This is a genomic window from Algoriphagus litoralis (assembly GCF_003259255.1).
Classification (GTDB): Bacteria; Bacteroidota; Bacteroidia; order Cytophagales; family Cyclobacteriaceae; genus Algoriphagus; species Algoriphagus litoralis.
This window is the reverse complement of the sequence record NZ_QGOL01000013.1, coordinates 106,939-126,042: the sequence shown is the minus strand read 5'-3', so window position 1 is coordinate 126,042 and position 19,104 is coordinate 106,939. Positions and strand designations below refer to the sequence as shown.

Annotated in this window: 16 protein-coding genes; 8 read left to right on the top strand and 8 right to left on the bottom strand. The window is 43.4% G+C overall.

Annotated features, from left to right (window positions below):
* Positions 1 to 123: 123 nt before the first annotated feature.
* The 3 genes from DK188_RS16005 (at position 124) to DK188_RS15995 (ending at position 6,726) form a co-directional block, all read left to right on the top strand.
* Positions 124 to 933 carry an alpha/beta hydrolase gene (locus tag DK188_RS16005; protein ID WP_111671841.1) on the top strand — a complete coding sequence of 270 codons (810 nt, stop codon included), beginning with the start codon at positions 124 to 126 and terminating at the stop codon, positions 931 to 933.
* A 158-nt stretch (positions 934 to 1,091) separates the two neighbouring features.
* On the top strand, positions 1,092 to 4,766 hold the full coding sequence (gene purL, locus DK188_RS16000; RefSeq protein WP_111671840.1) for a phosphoribosylformylglycinamidine synthase: 3,675 nt from the start codon (positions 1,092 to 1,094) through the stop codon (positions 4,764 to 4,766).
* Positions 4,767 to 4,989: 223 nt separating this feature from the next.
* The gene (locus DK188_RS15995) at positions 4,990 to 6,726 is read left to right on the top strand and encodes an amidohydrolase (protein ID WP_111671839.1); all 1,737 of its coding nucleotides are present in this window, start codon (positions 4,990 to 4,992) and stop codon (positions 6,724 to 6,726) included.
* A gap of 14 nt (positions 6,727 to 6,740) precedes the next feature.
* On the opposite strand, the gene DK188_RS15990 is transcribed toward DK188_RS15995, so the two are convergent.
* A complete protein-coding gene (locus DK188_RS15990) occupies positions 6,741 to 7,868 on the bottom strand; it encodes a DUF4407 domain-containing protein (RefSeq protein WP_111671838.1) in 1,128 nt (375 codons plus the stop codon).
* Positions 7,869 to 8,093: 225 nt separating this feature from the next.
* Here DK188_RS15990 and DK188_RS15985 point away from each other — a divergent pair, with 225 nt between their 5' ends.
* Positions 8,094 to 8,744 carry a GDSL-type esterase/lipase family protein gene (locus tag DK188_RS15985; RefSeq protein ID WP_157963256.1) on the top strand — a complete coding sequence of 217 codons (651 nt, stop codon included), beginning with the start codon at positions 8,094 to 8,096 and terminating at the stop codon, positions 8,742 to 8,744.
* An 8-nt stretch (positions 8,745 to 8,752) separates the two neighbouring features.
* On the opposite strand, the gene DK188_RS15980 is transcribed toward DK188_RS15985, so the two are convergent.
* Together DK188_RS15980 and DK188_RS15975 are read right to left on the bottom strand one after the other, a co-directional pair.
* Positions 8,753 to 9,529 carry a hypothetical protein gene (locus DK188_RS15980; RefSeq protein ID WP_111671836.1) on the bottom strand — a complete coding sequence of 259 codons (777 nt, stop codon included), beginning with the start codon at positions 9,527 to 9,529 and terminating at the stop codon, positions 8,753 to 8,755.
* Positions 9,530 to 9,594: 65 nt separating this feature from the next.
* Positions 9,595 to 10,665 (bottom strand): bile acid:sodium symporter family protein, encoded by a 1,071-nt coding sequence (locus DK188_RS15975; protein ID WP_198673031.1) that lies wholly within the window; start codon positions 10,663 to 10,665, stop codon positions 9,595 to 9,597.
* Between the two features lie 201 nt (positions 10,666 to 10,866).
* Between DK188_RS15975 and typA the strand changes: the two genes are divergently transcribed.
* The gene (gene typA / locus DK188_RS15970; RefSeq protein ID WP_111671834.1) at positions 10,867 to 12,672 is read left to right on the top strand and encodes a translational GTPase TypA; all 1,806 of its coding nucleotides are present in this window, start codon (positions 10,867 to 10,869) and stop codon (positions 12,670 to 12,672) included.
* A gap of 152 nt (positions 12,673 to 12,824) precedes the next feature.
* Positions 12,825 to 13,718, top strand: coding sequence for a hypothetical protein (locus tag DK188_RS15965; protein WP_111671833.1), 894 nt, complete (start codon positions 12,825 to 12,827; stop codon positions 13,716 to 13,718).
* Positions 13,719 to 13,837: 119 nt separating this feature from the next.
* On the opposite strand, the gene DK188_RS15960 is transcribed toward DK188_RS15965, so the two are convergent.
* The gene (locus tag DK188_RS15960; RefSeq protein WP_111671832.1) at positions 13,838 to 14,905 is read right to left on the bottom strand and encodes a hypothetical protein; all 1,068 of its coding nucleotides are present in this window, start codon (positions 14,903 to 14,905) and stop codon (positions 13,838 to 13,840) included.
* A gap of 166 nt (positions 14,906 to 15,071) precedes the next feature.
* On the opposite strand from DK188_RS15960, the gene DK188_RS15955 reads away from it, so the two are divergent.
* Both DK188_RS15955 and DK188_RS15950 read left to right on the top strand, forming a co-directional pair.
* Positions 15,072 to 15,464 carry a Dabb family protein gene (locus DK188_RS15955; RefSeq protein ID WP_111671831.1) on the top strand — a complete coding sequence of 131 codons (393 nt, stop codon included), beginning with the start codon at positions 15,072 to 15,074 and terminating at the stop codon, positions 15,462 to 15,464.
* Positions 15,465 to 15,521: 57 nt separating this feature from the next.
* Positions 15,522 to 16,841 (top strand): S41 family peptidase, encoded by a 1,320-nt coding sequence (locus tag DK188_RS15950; RefSeq protein ID WP_111671923.1) that lies wholly within the window; start codon positions 15,522 to 15,524, stop codon positions 16,839 to 16,841.
* Positions 16,842 to 17,058: 217 nt separating this feature from the next.
* On the opposite strand, the gene DK188_RS21845 is transcribed toward DK188_RS15950, so the two are convergent.
* The 4 genes from DK188_RS21845 to hisF form a co-directional block, all read right to left on the bottom strand.
* A complete protein-coding gene (locus DK188_RS21845) occupies positions 17,059 to 17,223 on the bottom strand; it encodes a DUF5615 family PIN-like protein (protein ID WP_157963255.1) in 165 nt (54 codons plus the stop codon).
* 4 nt (positions 17,224 to 17,227) lie between these two features.
* On the bottom strand, positions 17,228 to 17,458 hold the full coding sequence (locus DK188_RS15945) for a DUF433 domain-containing protein (RefSeq protein ID WP_111671830.1): 231 nt from the start codon (positions 17,456 to 17,458) through the stop codon (positions 17,228 to 17,230).
* A 90-nt stretch (positions 17,459 to 17,548) separates the two neighbouring features.
* The gene (gene hisIE / locus DK188_RS15940; RefSeq protein ID WP_262512139.1) at positions 17,549 to 18,184 is read right to left on the bottom strand and encodes a bifunctional phosphoribosyl-AMP cyclohydrolase/phosphoribosyl-ATP diphosphatase HisIE; all 636 of its coding nucleotides are present in this window, start codon (positions 18,182 to 18,184) and stop codon (positions 17,549 to 17,551) included.
* A gap of 152 nt (positions 18,185 to 18,336) precedes the next feature.
* Complete coding sequence (gene hisF / locus DK188_RS15935) at positions 18,337 to 19,092, bottom strand: imidazole glycerol phosphate synthase subunit HisF (RefSeq protein WP_111671829.1); 756 nt, start codon at positions 19,090 to 19,092, stop codon at positions 18,337 to 18,339.
* Positions 19,093 to 19,104 lie beyond the last annotated feature (12 nt).

Here is a 19,104-nt window from a genome sequence, read left to right as displayed (position 1 = left end):
CATGTTCATTATTGAACATAACGCAAAAAAAACTCTTCTAAACAGAATATAATTTGATTCAGAGCTTAATCGTATGATAAAATTTCATGCTTTTGGTATCTTCGGATATTAAATTTTTGACAAATGAAGTACTTGATTCATTCCAAAGGGAGGTTGGCTTATGCCAAAGAGGGTACCGGTTCGGAATTCGTCTTGGTTTTTCATGGTTTTGGGCAGACTCATAAGGACATGCTCGCTTTTACAAGCATCCGAAAGTCAAACCAGTGCTTGTTGCTTATAGATATATTTTACCATGGAGCCAGTCAATGGGATAATTCCAGTCAAAACCTTGGAAAAGAAACATGGGCTGAAATCATTAACCTCCTTCAAAAACAAGAAGGATTCACAGAATTTGGATTAGTGGGGTACAGTATGGGAGGTAAATTTTCCCTGATCACCTATGAGCTTTTTCCAAACCAGGTCAAATCACTTATCCTGCTCGCTCCAGATGGAATCAAAACCGGTATTTGGTATAGCCTCAACAGTTACCCTGGAATTTTTCACCCGGTTTTTAAGCGAGTAGTGTTCAAACCAAAATCCTTCTTTGGGATGGTGGATGGCCTAAATTCTGCCGGTATGGTAGAGAAAAGTCTGGTGAAATTTATCAAAACCCAACTAGAAACCCGATCTAGCAGAGCTCAGGCTTATTTTGTATGGAAGGTTTTTGGGTCGATGCTGCCACATATCGACAGGATCATACGATTGGCAAGGGAGCATCAAACTCCCATTACCTTATTCACAGGACAATATGACAAAATGGTAACCCAAGAAAATCTCAAGAAATTCACTGAAAAAATCCCGCAAATCAACTCCATCAACCTTCCCGTTGGGCATGGACAATTGATTGGGGAGGCAGTTGAATACCTGAAAAAAAGAAACGATCCCTTCGAATAGAATATCAAAGCTATTTTTTCTTAATCGAATAGGAAAGCGATGACATCGATCATCAAGGCCTCCAGCAACCTTGAGTTTACATTTTCCCAATCTTTCATTCCCCGGCTTTCCAATCTATCTGCCAAATCCTTACCTTTGCGGCTTACCAGCCCAAGGACATGATTTTCTTCTTTGAATCACCTCAAAAACTCGTTTACGGAGTTCAATCCCCACAGCCCCTCACACCTGAAGACATCGAAAAACTCACCTGGCTATTTGGCGAAGCCAAAGCGATACAGGGAACACGATTAGCAGGAAACTATTCCGGACCACGCAAAGAAATGATCACTCCTTGGTCTACCAATGCCGTAGAGATCACGGTCAACATGGGAATCATGGGGATTCAGCGAATTGAGGAGTTTTTTCCAATAGAGGATCACACTGCGATCGATCCGATGCTCCAAAAGCGCTACGATGGACTGGATCAGGAGATCTTCGACATCCACCTGGAGCCTGAGCCGGTCAAACCGATCACCGATATTGCAGCCTATAATAAATCAGAAGGCCTTGCGCTAAGTCAAGAAGAGGTTGATTATTTGGATCATGTTTCCTCCCAATTGGGTCGTCCGTTGACCGATTCTGAGGTATTTGGATTTTCGCAAGTAAACTCGGAGCACTGCCGGCACAAGATCTTCAATGGCACTTTTGTCATCGATGGTGAAGAGAAACCGATGACTCTTTTCCAACTTATCAAAGAAACTTCCAAGAAGCATCCCAACCGGATTGCGTCAGCATATAAAGACAACGTTGCTTTTGTTTCCGGTCCAAAAGCACAACAATTCGCACCAAAAACCCAGCACCAAGCGGACTTTTTTGAAACACGGGAGATCGATACGGTCATTTCGCTAAAAGCCGAAACACATAACTTCCCGACTACCGTGGAGCCATTCAACGGCGCCGCCACAGGAGCTGGGGGAGAAATCCGCGACCGATTGGCAGGTGGGACGGGTTCGATTCCTTTGGCGGGCACAGCCGTGTACATGACCTCCTATTCCCGATCCGAAAAAGGGCGAAGCTGGGAAAAAAATCTGGCCGAGCGTCCTTGGCTCTACCAAACCCCGATGGATATCCTGATCAAAGCTTCGAATGGAGCCTCTGATTTTGGAAATAAATTTGGTCAACCACTAATCGCTGGTTCAGTGTTGACCTTTGAGCATGAGGAAGATGGAAAGCATCATGGTTTTGATAAAGTCATCATGCTCGCTGGTGGAGTCGGCTTCACCAATGCTAAGTATACCAAGAAGAGCGAACCTGAAAAAGGCGATCAAATCGTCATCATGGGCGGAGACAACTACCGGATTGGTATGGGTGGATCTGCAGTATCCTCCTTGAATACTGGCGAACTTTCCAATGCTATCGAACTCAACGCTATCCAACGCTCCAATCCAGAAATGCAAAAGCGCGTTTCCAACGTGATCCGGGCAATGGCCGAAAGCGAAAACAACCCGATCATTTCTATTCACGATCACGGTGCCGGAGGACATTTGAATTGCCTTTCTGAGTTGGTCGAAAGTACCGGTGGCACGATCCATATCGATCAGCTTCCTGTTGGTGACCCCACCCTTTCCGCCAAGGAAATTATCGGAAACGAATCTCAGGAACGAATGGGATTGGTAGTTGGTAAAAAAGATGTGGACACACTGAAGCAACTTTCCGAGCGTGAGCGTGCTCCGTTCTATGTGGTCGGCGAGACTACAGGAGACATGCATTTCAAGTTTGAAAACAGCAAAACCGGTGAAAAACCAGTAGACTGGAACTTGGCTTACATGTTTGGTTCTTCGCCAAAAACCATTTTGGAGGATAATTCAGGCAATGCTTCTTTTGCCGAAGGCGAATACAATGAAGCTCAACTGAAGTCTTATATCGAAGAAGTACTTCAGCTGGAAGCTGTGGCCTGCAAAGACTGGCTGACCAATAAAGTCGATCGTTCAGTAACTGGCCGAGTTGCCACCCAGCAAACTGTAGGTGAAATCCAACTTCCGCTGAACGACGTGGCAGTCATGGCTTTGGATTTCACTGGAAATAAAGGTATCGCCACTTCTATCGGTCATGCCCCGGTAGCAGCATTGGCTGATCCTGAAGCAGGAAGCCGATTGGCAATAGCTGAGGCTTTGACCAATTTGGTCTTTGCGCCGATAGCTGATGGGCTGAAAGGCATTTCGCTATCCGCCAACTGGATGTGGCCTGCAAAAAATAAAGGCGAAAACGACAGACTTTACCGAGCCGTTCAGGCAGTTTCAGAATTTGCGATTGAGTTGGGAGTCAATATTCCAACTGGGAAAGATTCCCTTTCCATGACGCAGAAATACCCTGACGGGAAAGTGGTTTACTCTCCGGGTACGGTGATTATCTCGACTGTGGGTGAATGCTCCGATATCAAAAAGACGGTGAAAGCTGCACTTTTGCCGAAGGCTGGAAGTAAAGTACTGTATCTCGATTTTTCCAAAGACTCAGCTAAGCTTGCCGGTTCCTCCTTTTACCAAATTTTAAACAAGGTTGGAGCTGAGTCCCCAAGCGTGTCTGATTCGAGGTATTTCGCTGCAGCTTTTGAAGCGGTGCAAAGCTTGATCGAGAAAGGCCTCATTCTATCCGGTCACGACATTTCCTCCGGCGGGATCATCACAGCCCTCCTGGAAATGTGTTTTCCAACCGAACAGGTAGGTTTGGCGGTCAAAGAATCCCGACTTGAGGAAACCGACTTGGTCAAAGCCCTTTTCGCAGAGAATCCAGGAATCTTGATCCAGGTGGCCGATGATCATGAAGTGGAAGCACTGTTGACAGCCGCGGACATCAACTTTGTGGAACTGGCTGAAGTGACCCAAGACGGAACTGTTTCTCTGGAAAATCTATCCTTGAACGTCTCCGAAATGCGGGACGTTTGGTTCCGATCTTCCTACTTACTAGATCGAAAGCAAAGCGGAGAGAAATTAGCCAAGGATCGCTTTGAGAATTATAAATCCCAACCACTTTCCTATGAATTTGCAGAGGGCTGGAAGGGAAGTTTCGAAGGATTGGGCTTAGATCCTTTCCGTAAGTCAACAGGAAAAGCGAAAGCTGCCATCATTCGTGAAAAAGGCGTGAACGGCGACCGGGAAATGGCTTACTCGCTCTGGTTGGCAGGATTTGAAGTGAAGGACGTTCACATGACTGACTTGATTGCCGGTCGAGAGAATCTGGAAGATGTTCAGATGATCGTTTTCGTCGGCGGCTTCTCCAATTCCGATGTCTTGGGTTCGGCTAAAGGCTGGGCCGGTGCCTTCCTTTACAATCCAAAAGCCAAGCAAGCCCTAGATAACTTCTACGCAAGACCCGATACACTTTCTTTAGGCGTATGTAATGGTTGCCAATTGATGGTGGAATTAGGTCTTGTTACGCCAAATCATGATCAAAAGCCAAAAATGCTGCACAACGCAAGCCATAAGTTTGAGTCATGCTTTGTAAATGTGACCGTTCCGGAAAACAATTCGGTGATGCTTGGTAGCCTTAGCGGACAGCGTCTAGGCGTATGGGTCGCACATGGAGAAGGTAAATTCTCACTTCCAAAAGGAGAAAATGGCTACAACTTCGCAATTAAGTATAGCTATGCAGCTTATCCCGGAAATCCTAACGGCTCTGATTTTGCGACAGCGGGCATAGCATCAGAAGATGGAAGGCACCTAGCCATCATGCCACATATCGAGCGAAGCCTGAAGCCATGGAACTGGGCCCACTACCCTAGCGAAAGAACCGATGACTTTACCCCTTGGATGGAGGCTTTTGTGAATGCGAGGAAGTGGGTTGAGTCGAAGAGCTAGTCTACAGCGCTCGATATTCTTTATTCGATATTCATAAAATAATCAATTGCGCTAATTTGCTAAAAGAGCGAGAACCTTTCCATTTCAAAAAACCCTTCCAGCTTCTATGGAAGGGTTTTTGGTTTTTCGGGAAAATAGTTGGTCAGGGCTTCCCTTACTTTTCTTCAAAACTAGCTAACTTTCACTAGTTAGTTCCATCTATCCACCCTCCTCAACTCTGGCCATGAGCATTCCAAAAACCCCCAGTATTCAATTTTTAATCAGCGGTTTGCTTTTCATTTTCTCTCAAATCCTGATCTCCTGCGGTGCCCCTGAGGCAGATCAATCTCCCGCCACGATGTATTTCAATGGAGATATTTTGACAATGGAGGGTCCAATGCCCGAATATGCAGACGCCCTTCTTGTGCGGGATGGACGTATAGCATATGTGGGTACGGAGGAAGAAGCGATGCGGCTTGCCGGCAAAGGGCACGTGATGGTTGATTTAAAAGGAAAAACCTTACTTCCGGGTTTTATCGATGGTCATGTGCATTTTGGGAATTTTGGTCTACAGGCCATCGGAGCACAACTTTTGGCGCCACCGGATGCGACCTGCAAAGACATCCCGACATTGATAGAGATACTAAAAGCATGGAATACCCCGGAAAACGTGGGTCTGACGGGATGGATTTTTGGTACTGGCTTTGACGATTCTGTTTTAGAAGAAAAGCGTTTTCCGACACGCCATGACTTGGATCAGGTGAGTACCGAAATTCCCATTATGATCACCCATATCTCCGGTCACTTTGCTGTAGTCAATTCCAAGGGCCTTGAAATATTGGGTTTGAATAAAACCAGCAAGGATCCAGAAGGCGGAATCATCCGCAGGGAGGACGATGGCAAAACACCAAACGGAGTGCTCGAAGAGCTTGCAGCAATCCCTTACATGGTCAAAGCCTTGAATCCAAAAGATCAATCCGGAGCCGATCGCTTTTTTCAGGAAGGTCAAGACATGGCGCTGTCTTTTGGGTACACTACCGTCCAAGAAGGCCGTGCAATGCAGAATCATGAGTTTCTCGCGGCAAAGGCCAAATCGGGGGAGATAATGATAGATGTGGTGAGTTACATTGATTATGCATTTGTAGATCAATACATGTCTTCCGAATGGAATTCAAAGGAATATTCAAATCACTACCGGATAGGTGGAATGAAGGTAACCCTAGATGGATCCCCACAAGGTAGGACTGCCTGGAGGACTCAGCCCTATTTGATCCCTCCCGATGGCCAAGGCTCAGCGTACGTGGGATATCCTGCCATCCCCAGTGATTCGGTGGTTCAGGCAATTTTTGCCAAAGCTTTTGACAACAATTGGCAAATTCTTGTTCATGCTAACGGTGACGCAGCGATCGATCAAATGATCCGAACCCTACGCCCAAACATTGAGAAATTTGGCTTGGGAGATCGCAGAAACACCCTAATTCACGGTCAATATATCCGGGAAGATCAGCTGGACTCTTTTAAAGAAATGGATGTGATCACTTCTCTTTTTCCGCTACACACCTTTTATTGGGGTGATTGGCACACCCAAATCATCGGTAATGAATTAGGAAACAAAATCAGCCCTGTCAAAACCGCCCTTAATAAAGGCCTCAAAGTCACCATTCACACCGATGCTCCCGTCGCCCTTCCCAACCTGATGCGGGTCGTGTGGACAGCAGTCAATCGAACTTCCCGCTCAGGTGCGATCATCGGAGAAGGGGAACGATTGACTCCCTACGAGGCCCTGCAGGCGATCACGATCTGGTCAGCCTATCAGCATTTTGAAGAGGGAGAAAAAGGCAGTTTGAAAGCTGGAAAATTAGCTGATTTGGTGATCTTGGATAACAACCCGCTCAAGGTAGAACCTGATGCAATCAAAGACATTCAGGTGATTGAGACGATCAAAGAAGGCACTACCGTCTTTTGCAAACCCATTCAATAAAACTCAGTTCAAAATCACTTCAAAGCTTTTCTTCGAAACCTCTCTTCAATTTCGGCGATTTCGGATTCGGTTTGCGCCTTGTTCTTTTTATTGGTTTTTTCCTTATTCAAATCCGTAGCATAAAAGTGTGTATCCTGAAAATAACTCACCCTGGCTTCTGATTCTCCCTTGGCTTTGGTCCACTTTTCACCTTTGAACAGCTTCACTTTTTCCTCATGTAATTCCAGCAATTCATCATAAGGCCCTCTAGCCGATATCAGCTTGACAAAGATTGGTGCAGTCTCGATCGCAATGAAAAGCAGCATAATGAAAATATTCGCCATCGCCATAGCGGAGCTTTCGGATGTCAATATTGACAAAGCATCCATCCTTGCGGCAAGCCCATCAAACCCTTCGATCCCAGGTTGCTGCTTTTCAAACTCTGCTTGACGCAATGCGATAAATCCCCGGATTTGAGCCTCCAGCGTATCGATGCGGGTTTGATTTCTTTTGCGAAGCTCATCCAAAGCCAACTGGGAAGCGTCAAGCTGGGCTTCTTTCTTCTTTGCGTTGGTTCCCAGCCCGACGATACCGCTCGTTCCGGTTGTTTTTTCGCCAAATCGCTCTGAATCGTATTCGGTTTGAAGCTGATCTCGGAAAGTTTCCGCTTGGGAAACTTCACTTTTCAAGGTGTCAATCTTTGCTTCCAGTTCCTGAATTTCTGGAAATCCCTTAGCCAAATTGGCTTTGGACTGAGCTATAAATTCGGTCTTTTTCTCATCCAGCTTCCGATTGATCTCTCGCTCAAACATTTTCAATTCCAGCGGTTTGGAGATGACTAATGCGAGCAAAACCGCCAAAACCAGTCTTGGGATGGCAAGCTTCCACTCTGCCCAGGCATTTTCCCGTTTTCGCATGCTGGAAACAATAAATCGATCCAGATTGAAGATCATCAGCCCCCAAAGTAATCCGAAAACCACAGCTGGAACGAGGCTTTGAAATACAGTGAATAAGGCATATCCTGCGGCAAGGGCTGCGAGTATTCCGGTGAAAAAAACTGTAGCGCCGATTCCAAAATATTTATTGGATTCGGTGGGTGTGCGTTTAAGCAGTGCAAAATTTGCCCCGCTGCAAAACCAAAAGAATCGGGTGATATGCTGCATGTCTTTGGATATTGATTGAAATGGCTAATTCTCTAACGCTAAAACACGACCAAAAAACTTATTGAGCTCCGAACAGGGACGAAAAGTCGTTTTCTAGGGACAGAAAGGGCTTTTAACTTTTCGCCAATAGCTACGGTACAAAACTTGATTTCGTTCGCTCTGTACGCATTCGGCCAAATGTTGAACGGTTTTGGTTCAGGTAAAAAATCGACTAAGTTTGAAAATATGAAAAAGCACCTACTTCTCCTTTTTTCCATTATCGGCCTTCTTCACTTTACGGGGTATTCCCAAACGGTACCTTTTGAGCAGGAAGTAAGAACTATTTCAGCCAAGATTGACAGCATGGGCTGGCAAGCAGGAAGCACGGTTTTCACAGGAAGCTCTACCATCCGAATGTGGAAATCGCTTCAAACTTCCTTTCCGAAGGAGAACATTCTGAATACAGGTTTCGGTGGTTCAAAGGCCTCTGATTTGGAAACCCATCTGTTCCCATTGGTAATCCGTTTGGAGCCAAGTCGGGTTTTTATCTATGAAGGAGACAATGACATTTGGGCAAATGTGCCTGTAGCAGATATCCTGACCAGTCTGGACAACATAGTCAATCGCCTTCAGCTAATTGACCCCAACATCAAAATATACCTTATCGAAGCAAAGCCGAGCCCTTCGCGCTGGGAGAAGAAAGCCAACTATGAGATATTCAATCAAAAGTTAAAGGAATATTGTCTTGCTAAGGAAGGAGTGGAATTAGTTCCAGTATGGAAAGCCCTCACAGATGATGCTGGCAATCCAAGGCCCGAACTCTATATTCAGGACCAACTTCACCTGAATGAGAAGGGTTACGAGATCTGGACAGCGATTTTTAAGGAATATTTCTAACAGAAGAGTTATTTGACTTTTCGAAATTTCTTTTCGAAAACGGACAAGGGAAGAATTCCTCCAAAAGACCAAGTAAGTCCTTCCCATCTTCGATCAATCTTGCGAGGTAGAGCATCTCCTAGAGTGAGCGTATATTCTCTATTTGCACTTAGGGTAAAAAATTGGCCTAATTCCAAGTTTAGAAATGATGAATTAAAAAACCGAATCCTGGAATGGATTCCTGTTTTGAAAAAGAATGGACTTTTACTCTTAGAAACAAGCGTATAGTTTATCGCTCCATTTTCACCTTGAATTCTTCCTGACCGTGAATCGTCATTTCCCTCTAAAGAAATAATTGCCACGTTACCTGTGAAAAATGCCCCGAAGCGAATGTTGCCTTGAGCTCCAGTAGGAATGTCATAGCGAAAGGTAAAAGGCAAAACCACAGAAGCCAAGTCCGAATTCATTACATACTCTTCCCTCTCCCAAATCGGAAAGTAAACTGCACTGGAAGTATGGTGATACAAGGAAAGCCCCGACTCTAAAGAAAGATTTTCTTTCCTATACACAAGTCCAAGTCCATAATAGAGACTTAAATCCTCAAGACCGGAAAAGGATGGATCGGGATTTTGGCCATACCGAATTCCAAAATGTGGCATCAAAAAAAAACCATTGTCATCGCTTAACTTTCGATAGTCATCTTTTTTGTTTAGTCGGGAAGCTTTTTTGACAGCATTGGTCTGAATTTGTGAATAGGAAGAAAAACCTAAAGAAAAGGCCAGAAAGACTAGAAATAGTTTTTTCATAAAAAAAAAAGAAGTAAACAAAAGTTAAACTAAAAATCAAAGAATATATTGTACTTGCATCATTCTTAAGGCTCATTTAATTTCTTTTTACTCCAAAACGAAGCTAGAATCGACCCTGAAATATTCTGCATCGGACCGAAGACAGCCGGAGCTAATCCCACCGTCGCAATTTTTTCCAGAGTCTTGGCAAGACCAGACGCCAAACCGGCATTTTGCATCCCTACTTCAATGGCAATCGTACGGCAATCCCGCTCACTGAGACCGGAAAATTTCCCCAGGTAAAACCCAATCCCATACCCAGATAGGTTGTGAATCAAAACCAAAAGAATCAATAGTGGACCAATACTCAACAGACTATCACGACCGGCAGCAGTGATGACCAGAATTATCAAAGCAATTCCAATCATGGATATCACTGGCATGGCTTTGTCCACCCAATCTGATTTCCCTTTCAACATCCTGTTGAAAATCAGTCCAGCTGCGATGGGGATCAAAATCATCTTCACGATATCCCACATCATTTTCAGCAAATCAATCTCAATAAACTGACCGGCAAGCAACTTCATCAACAGCGGTGTCATCAAGGGTGCCATTAAAGTAGTGATGGAAGTCAGGGTGACAGAAAGAGCCAGATTTGCTTTGGCTAGGTAAGTCATCACATTGGAGGCTGTTCCGCTGGGAGAGCTTCCTGCCAAGATTATCCCTGCGGCTATCTCGGGAGGCAATCCACTGATGCTGGCAAGAAGAAAACCCACTAGGGGCATAATAAAAAACTGTGCTCCAACGCCAATCAGAACCGATTTCGGACTTTTGATTACCTCGGAAAAATCCTTCAGACTCAGCGAAGTACCCATTCCAAACATGATGACTTGAATCAGCGGAGTGATCAGATTGGACAAAGAATATCCCCGGAATTCCTGAAAATAATGGGGGAAATACAGGGCAAGCGCCACTACGCCAAATATCAAAACCGGAAAACTCAAGCCCTTCAAAGATTCCTTTCGATTCAAACCCAAGGCTAAGCAGCTAAAAAACCCAACAAGGGCTATGCCTTGATAGGTAGGTAAAGGAAATACAAAGCCCAAAACCCAAACCGAAAAAAGGACAAGAGCGGCTACAAAGAAGAACTTTGACATGAACATCGGATCAAACAGCCTGAAAATAGCTGTTTTTATTTGAACCAACCAAGCTCAAAAAATAGCGTGTATCAAACGCCTATTTCCCAAGAATGATCCGGGTCAAGCCATGCTTAGCCAATTTGTCCCTGTAAACTTCACAGGCAGATAACCTTACTACCAAATTAAATTCGTACTTTTGCGGCTTCAATTAGGCAAACCATGCAGAATATTCGGAATATCGCGATCATCGCACACGTTGACCACGGTAAAACAACCCTCGTGGATAAAATCATCCACGCCTCTCAAATCTTCAGAGAAAATCAACAATTCCAAGACCTTATCTTGGATAGCAATGACCTTGAACGCGAACGAGGCATCACAATTCTTTCAAAAAACGTTTCTGTACGCTACAAAGACGCAAAAATCAACATCATTGACACCCCTGGTCACGCCGATTTTGGCGGTGAAGTAGAGCGCGTGTTGAAAATGGCCGACGGCGTTATTCTTTTGGTAGATGCCTTCGAAGGACCAATGCCACAGACCCGATTTGTATTGGGCAAAGCTCTAGCACTTGGTCTTACCCCAATAGTCGTAGTAAACAAAGTAGATAAAGAAAACTGTCGCCCAGACGAAGTTCACGAGTCAGTATTTGACCTGATGTTCAACTTGGACGCTACTGAAGATCAACTGAACTTCCACACGCTTTACGGTTCTGCCAAGCAAAACTGGATGGGTCCGGATTGGAAAAATCCTACCGATTCCATTTTCCCACTTTTGGATGCCATCTTGGAATACATTCCTGCGCCTAAGATCGAAGAAGGCTCTCTTCAGATGCAAATCACCTCTTTGGATTACTCCAACTTCGTGGGTCGAATTGCAATCGGTCGTGTAAAAAGAGGCACAATCACTGAAAACCAGCAGATTGCTCTTTGCAAAGCTGATGGATCAATCAAAAAGATGCGTGTAAAAGAACTTCAGGTATTTGAAGGTCTTGGTAGGGTGAAAGTATCTGAAGTTACAGCCGGAGACATCTGCGCAGTAATGGGTATTGAAGACTTCGAAATCGGAGATACCATCGCAAATGCAGAAAATCCGGAACCACTTCCGAGAATTTCGATTGATGAGCCAACGATGAATATGCTCTTCACGATCAACAACTCCCCTTTCTTTGGTAAAGAAGGGAAATTCGTTACTTCCAGACACCTAAGAGACAGACTCTTCAAAGAAACTGAGAAAAACTTGGCACTTCGCGTGGAGTCAACCGATTCTGAAGATAAATTCCTAGTCTTTGGACGTGGTATTCTTCACTTGTCTATCTTGATTGAGACGATGAGAAGAGAAGGTTATGAACTTCAAGTAGGTCAACCTCAGGTGATTTTCAAAGAAATCGACGGCGTCAAATGTGAGCCGATCGAATTGCTAGTCGTAGATGTACCTCAGGAAACAGCGGGCAAAGTAATAGAACTTGCAACTCAGCGTAAAGGCGAACTGACCATCATGGAGCCTAAAGGAGATCTGCAGCACCTGGAATTCAGAATACCTTCCAGAGGATTGATCGGACTAAGAAACAATGTGTTGACAGCTACGCAAGGTGAAGCCATCATGAACCATAGATTCTCTGATTACGAACCATTCAAGGGGCCAATCCCAGGAAGAATCAACGGCTCGCTGATCTCTATGGAAGGCGGACCATGTACAGCTTATGCAATCGACAAGCTTCAGGACAGAGGGGTATTCTTTGTAGATCCAGGAGATGATTTGTATGCGGGACAGGTAGTCGGCGAACACTCCAGAGACAATGATATCGTAGTCAACATTCAAAAAGGAAAAAAACTGACTAACATGAGAGCCTCTGGTTCTGATGACAACGTCCGAATCATTCCTGCTAAAAAATTCTCTTTGGAAGAATCAATGGAATACATCCAAAAGGATGAATATCTCGAGATCACTCCAAAATCAATCCGAATGAGAAAAATTTATTTGGATGAGAATGAAAGAGCTAGAATGGCTAAAAAAGAATCCTAATCAGTCTGATAATTAGACAGTGATATTCAACAAACAAATCCTCTAGCATTCCAGCTAGGGGATTTTTTGTTTCCATTCGTCACAAATATTCTTCTTAATCTAAACCTATCAACTGAACTTTCGTGAGTAAAACTATATTCCAACTAAATCATATGAACAAGCCACTTATTCTCTTTTTAGTCAGTCTGACTATTTCTACGTTTTCCTTTGCTCAAAGCAAAAATGACGTAATCCATCTCGCTGAAGGCCCAAAGGAGGTACAGGTAATCGAAGTCGGTTTTAACACGATCAAATACTCGTTTCCAAACGAAAAAACCGTGTACAGCATCAGTAAGCATCATGTGAATAAGATCGAATTTGCCAGCGGAAGAGAGGAGGTTTTTGAAAGTCCATTCCAACCAGTCCATGGACTGGACGATTTCGAGAAAGTATACATCTCCTATAATCCTGATGATGTGGTCGGGTTGGAATCCAAAGGTGAACTCTTCAGTAAAGCGACGGGAGTCACCACACTTTCCAGTATTAACAATGTAAAAAATAGAGCACTGGACAAACTTAAGGCTGAAGCCTCCATGCTTGGGGCAAATGTGGTCTTCATCGGAGATGTGTATCAGCGTGGAAATACCTACGGCGGTGAAAATCAAGCAGGAAATTCAACTCAGACTACCTTCTCGGGTACAGCTTACAGTACGATTAAGCTAAACCCAGCGCAAGTCAAATCCTTACTTTCAGGTAAATCTTTTCACCACTACCAAACCCATAAGTTAAACCGAAATTCATGGAGTCCTGACCGCGCCATTGCTACCGCATATGATAGTGACCGAAGACCTGTCATGTTTGAATTTGATAAAATCACTGAAAAACAAGACGGTATTTATGTGTCGGGATACAGCATCCCAACCAAAATGAAGGAACTTAAAGTAATATCAGCGGATGAAAACATGGTAATCCTGATGGAAAGAAATGATAAAATCATCACCAACTACATCTTGATTTCTGAAGACAACAACTACTTCAAAAACATTCAAAACAGAGTTGTTTTGTAAATTGGAAACTGGTTTTTCCCACAAATCAAAGGCAGGAGATTTTTTCCTGCCTTCGTTTTTTCGATTTAATCCATTAGATCAGTTTTTCATACCAGCTTAAGCCAAATCTTCCCCTTTTACTAATTCAAGCCTTTAATAACAATATTCCCGGTACCATCCGAAAGACAGGGATATTGAAAGTCCATGGCTGCCCGCTTGGGATTGGTGATGGCATCATAAAACCCATCCAAAAATCTAGTAGAGAATTTGACATACTTTTCGTCCAAAAGTTCGCTTTTCGTATACAGGGAATAAATTTCATCCTTCTTTGCAAGGAATTCAGAGAACACTTTTTGAAAAGCCTCCATTTCCTCCACACAATAGCCCCGATACCTTCTATCTGTGACCGAAGCCAGTTTCAGTTCAGGAGCAGGATTGGCATAGGGTGCCCGGACAATTCCTGCGTGGTCGAAATCATACGGAACAGCAATGGGTCTCTCATGCTCCCCAGCATGCATCAATTTGATATTTTGACGGAATTGAATCGACCAATCCGTATTCCCGATGAGGTATTGAAAAACGGCCATTCGGAAAAAATCTTCTTCCACTATACGCTCAGGGCTCACCAAATCTTTGTCCAAAATATTCATCTGATTTCGTTCAGCTAAATGGTCCTCATCTTCAATCAAAAACCCCAAAAACGATTCATAGGTCTTCGCATTTTCTGATTGATCCACCAACCTAAGCCGAACCAATCTTACCTTAAAGCTCAGCGGGGTGAGTAGATTATACAATTTATAGGCGAAATACTCACGGATCACATAGCGTTCACCTTGGCAAGGCAGTACCAATTTCAGCTTATTCTGGCTCGAAAAAATAGTATTCTCCGTCTCTTTTTTTGAAAAATTAAGCAAAAGGGGAGGATAGGTACAGAAATTCATTTCTCTTCTAAAATGCCCCCGAGTTCTGACTCGGATCGGAATCATTGCGGATTCACCATCTTGCATTGAGTATCCAAAAGTAAAATCAAAGTAAGTGGGATCGCCCTTTGTATTCTTCAATACTCCTTTGACATCGCCTTTCAGGGTCATTTCCAGGATTTCCACCCTTTCAAAGAGGCTTGAATTCTGTCCAAAACTGAGTTTTGAAAAGATCAATAAAGCGATCAAAGTCAGCGCTACTTTTGTCAGATTGAACAGAATAGTCATTGGATTAAAATCTAGTTTTGGGTAAAAAGACAAGTGACTTTTTAACTTCAGCACATCAGAATAAAAATCAAGGTTATTTAAAGTAATTTAAAGTTTTATCTTTAAAACTCATTTAGAGCACCTTAAATCAAACCTGTTAAACGCAGCTATCGACTGCAAAAACCCAATGACATCCAGAAGAAAAGTAATTCAAACCTTAGGTCTGGCGAGTGCCTCGGCCATTTTACCTTTTAACACAATCGCTTCAATCATGCCTGCACAAAAAATGATTCACCAAGTTTACTTTTGGTTACACAAAGATTCCGATTTGAAAGAATTTATGTCTGATGCCGCTCCTATGCTGGGCCGGTGCAAAGACGTAGCAAATTTTATCATGGGTACTCCTGCGCCTACAGCAAAACGCGAAGTGGTCGATCACAGCTTCCATGTATCTTGTACCTTGTTTTTTGATTCGCTGGAAGCTCAGGCAGCTTATCAAGTCGACCCATTGCACCTAGAGTTTATTGAAAAATACTCCCACATGTGGAAAACCGTTAAAGTTTACGACATCGCAATTTAAGTCAAACCCTTGTCAAGGGAAATTGCGTAAATGATTCAGGCTTTAGACCAAGGATATATGAGAAAGTTAAATTGGATTATCGGATTGGTGATTTTGTTGGGGTGGGGATGCGAACCAAAAGACGACCCGACTCCAGTAGCTCCAGGTCAGGAAGTTAAAAAAGCCATTTTTGATACCATGAATGAATGGTATTTCTGGAATCAGGAACTTCCAGCTGAGGTGGATTTTGCTGACTTCCCTACGAATGACGATTTTCTTGATGGCATTATTTTCAAGCCATTGGATCGATTTTCGTACCTCACCACTCAGGAAGCTTTCAACAATTCCTTCGTCGGAAGAAATGCAGGTCATGGATTTGGTTTTGCCTTTACCGAAGATGAAAAGCTCTACATTTCTTTCGTGTTTGACGAATCTCCTGCCGGAAAAGACGGTTGGAAACGAGGCTGGGAAATCACTCAAATCAATGGGAAACCAATCGCCGATTACAAAACAAGTACTGGGGGCTATGACTTCAAGCTTGGAACTTCAGACCCTGGAATCAGCAACACTTTCACGTTCAAACTTCCCGATGGCAGCACCACTACCCGGACTAATGTAAAGGCTGAATACCAGTCAAACTCCGTATTGGAGCAAAAAGTATTTGATGTGGGGGGTAAAAAAGTGGGGTATTGGGCATACCAAAGTTTCAAAGCTACTGCTGGTCTGAGTCCAACTCGGAGTGCCGAAGTCACTTCTTCGATGGAGTTTTTCCAGAGCCAAGGGATCAATGAGTTGATTATTGACTTAAGGTACAACGGTGGCGGCTCTGTTGCCGTAGCTGAGCAAATTTCCAACTACCTGATCCAAGCATCCAATTCAGGTAAATTGATGTACACCAACAAGCTCAATTCTACCAAAACCAGTCAGAATTCCTCTGAAAATTTCTCAAAAATCGGCAATCTAGAATTGTCCAGAGTGATCTTCATTACCTCCAGAGGATCTGCTTCTGCTTCCGAACTGGTCATCAACAATTTAGATCCTTACTTAGATGTGATTCTGATCGGAGATAATACCTTCGGCAAGCCAGTGGGATCCTTTCCGCTTTCCCAGTTCAACCGAGTATTGGTTGAAAATAACGTGGAGCTTGTACCGATCACGTTTGCCACAGCAAATGCCGAAGGAAAAGCAGAGTATTTCGATGGTTTCCCGGCAAATTTCAGTGTAGGAGATTCCCCGCAGTTTGACTGGGGAGATACCCAAGACTTGCGATTAGCCGCTGCTTTGCAGTACGTTCAAAATGGATCTATCTCCGGGAGAATTATGAACACCTTCTACAGACCAAAGTGGGAAATGATTGACGCATTCAAGGGATTGCAGCAGGAGTTTCCAGCATTCTAAAACAACAAAGCCCGGTTAATTGACCGGGCTTTTTTATTCAACGAAAAATTGAGATTCAAGCCCTATTTCGAGCATGAAGGATGGTTTAAATTCCAATTTCCTAATCAACTCCAACTTCTTACTAAACAATTCTAGAAGCATCTTGTTGGAGACATTTCCAAGATTTACTTTTATAAGTTTAAGGGGTTTCTTTTTGATTAGATAACTTATTTTAAAATCAGCATCTTTTTGAAATCAAAATAAAATCATGTTCATCGGCGTAATCAGAAATTGCGGAATCTTTGGTTTCTGATCCCTCTAAAATTGAATTAACATGAATTGCTATATACCCTTGGGAATTCAAAAAGTTGACAAGTTTGTATGAAATATGAACGTCACACAAAACTTCATGAAGCTAACTCAGTCAAGGATGTACCTGAAAGAGAAAGTTTAGCAAATTGAAGTGAAGCAAAAATATCCTCACGCTCTAATTCGGGATGATCTTCCAAAATTTCCTGAATTGTCATTCCTGAACCCAACATATCCAAAATAACTTCGACTGGCCATCTCATTCCTCTAATGCAAGGTTTACCATGGCAAATTTCAGCTTCAACAGTAATTCTTGAAATTAGATCCATTATTTTTTTATTTTATATTAAAGTTAACCGATCACCTCGAAAAACATACTTTTGAACAAATTGATTCTTAGATAAATATTACAATGCGGCTCATTTTTTATGCCGCTCAATGAGCACCTCCATAACCTCATCAAGTTCATAGCCTTTTGCTTCCAACAAAATCAGGTAATGAAAAAGAAGATCCGCCGCCTCACCTAAGAAAAGTTCCTTGTTGTCATCTTTCGCTTCGATGACGATTTCCACGGCTTCCTCGCCTACTTTTTGGGCAATCTTATTGATGCCTTTGGCAAAAAGCGAAGCTGTGTAAGATTTCTCGGTAGGGTTGTTTTTTCGGTCTTTGATGATTGTTCTGAGGTGATCAATAAATGCCGTCTTGGAAGAATTCTCCTCCGCAAAACAAGTATCTGCTCCGGTATGACAAACTGGGCCCTTTGGATTTGCTTTAACTAAAATGGAATCCCCATCACAGTCCTCAACCAATGAAACCAACTCCATGAAATTACCGGATGTCTCTCCCTTAGTCCAAAGTCGGTTTTTGCTTCGGGAGAAAAAAGTCACCATTCCGGTCTCTTGGGTTTTAGCAAAAGCTTCCTCGTTCATATACCCTTGCATTAGGACTTTCCCGCTAAGGGCATCTTGTACAATTGCCGGAACGAGGCCATTCATTTTATCGAAGTCGATTTTCATTATTTTGTAGTTTTCTGAATTATTGGAATAGAAAGACAGTTGAAATACGATAGAAATAAAACCTGACAAGTTAGGGTGAAATAATCACCACTGATCTTTTATCCATTTATTTCAGCCCGATTTATCGGGCTTTATTTCAACAGTATTTCGCGAAGCATATTTCACCAAGTGTATTTCAACCGTATTTCCAATTATTTCCTGATACTAATTCCTTCACCAATCAAATATTCCTTCAACTCCGGAATCGGGATTTCCTTGAAGTGGAAAATACTTGCAGCCAATGCTGCATCCGCTTTCCCAAAGGTAAAAACATCTTTGAAATGCGACATGGTCCCTGCACCTCCTGAGGCGATGACCGGAATGGACAAGGCGGAAGAAATCTCTGCCAAAATCTCATTGGCAAATCCACCCTTGGTGCCATCATGGTCCATGGAAGTAAGCAATATTTCGCCAGCCCCACGATCTGCTACTTCCTTGGCCCAAGCTTGAGTTCTGAGCAAAGTTGCTTTCCGTCCACCATGGGTATGGACAAAATCCAAGCCGTCCACATTCCGTGAATCGATCGCTACCACAATGCACTGCGAACCAAACTCACTAGCCATCTCATCAATGACATCCGGATTGTTCACAGCAGAAGAATTAATAGAAATCTTATCAGCTCCGGCGTTAAGCAAGACTTTCACGTCCTCCACCGAGGAGATTCCGCCACCGACTGTAAAAGGAATATTGATCGCTTTGGCCACTTTGGTCACCAGTTCAGCAAGCGTCTTGCGCTTATCCACTGTGGCCGTGATGTCCAAAAACACGAGTTCGTCCGCTCCTTCATCCGAGTAGATTTTTGCCAACTCGACAGGATCGCCTGCGTCCCGAAGTTGGACAAAATTAACTCCTTTGACCGTTCGGCCGTCTTTGATATCGAGGCAGGGAATGATTCTCTTTGTTAGCATTTTATAGTATTC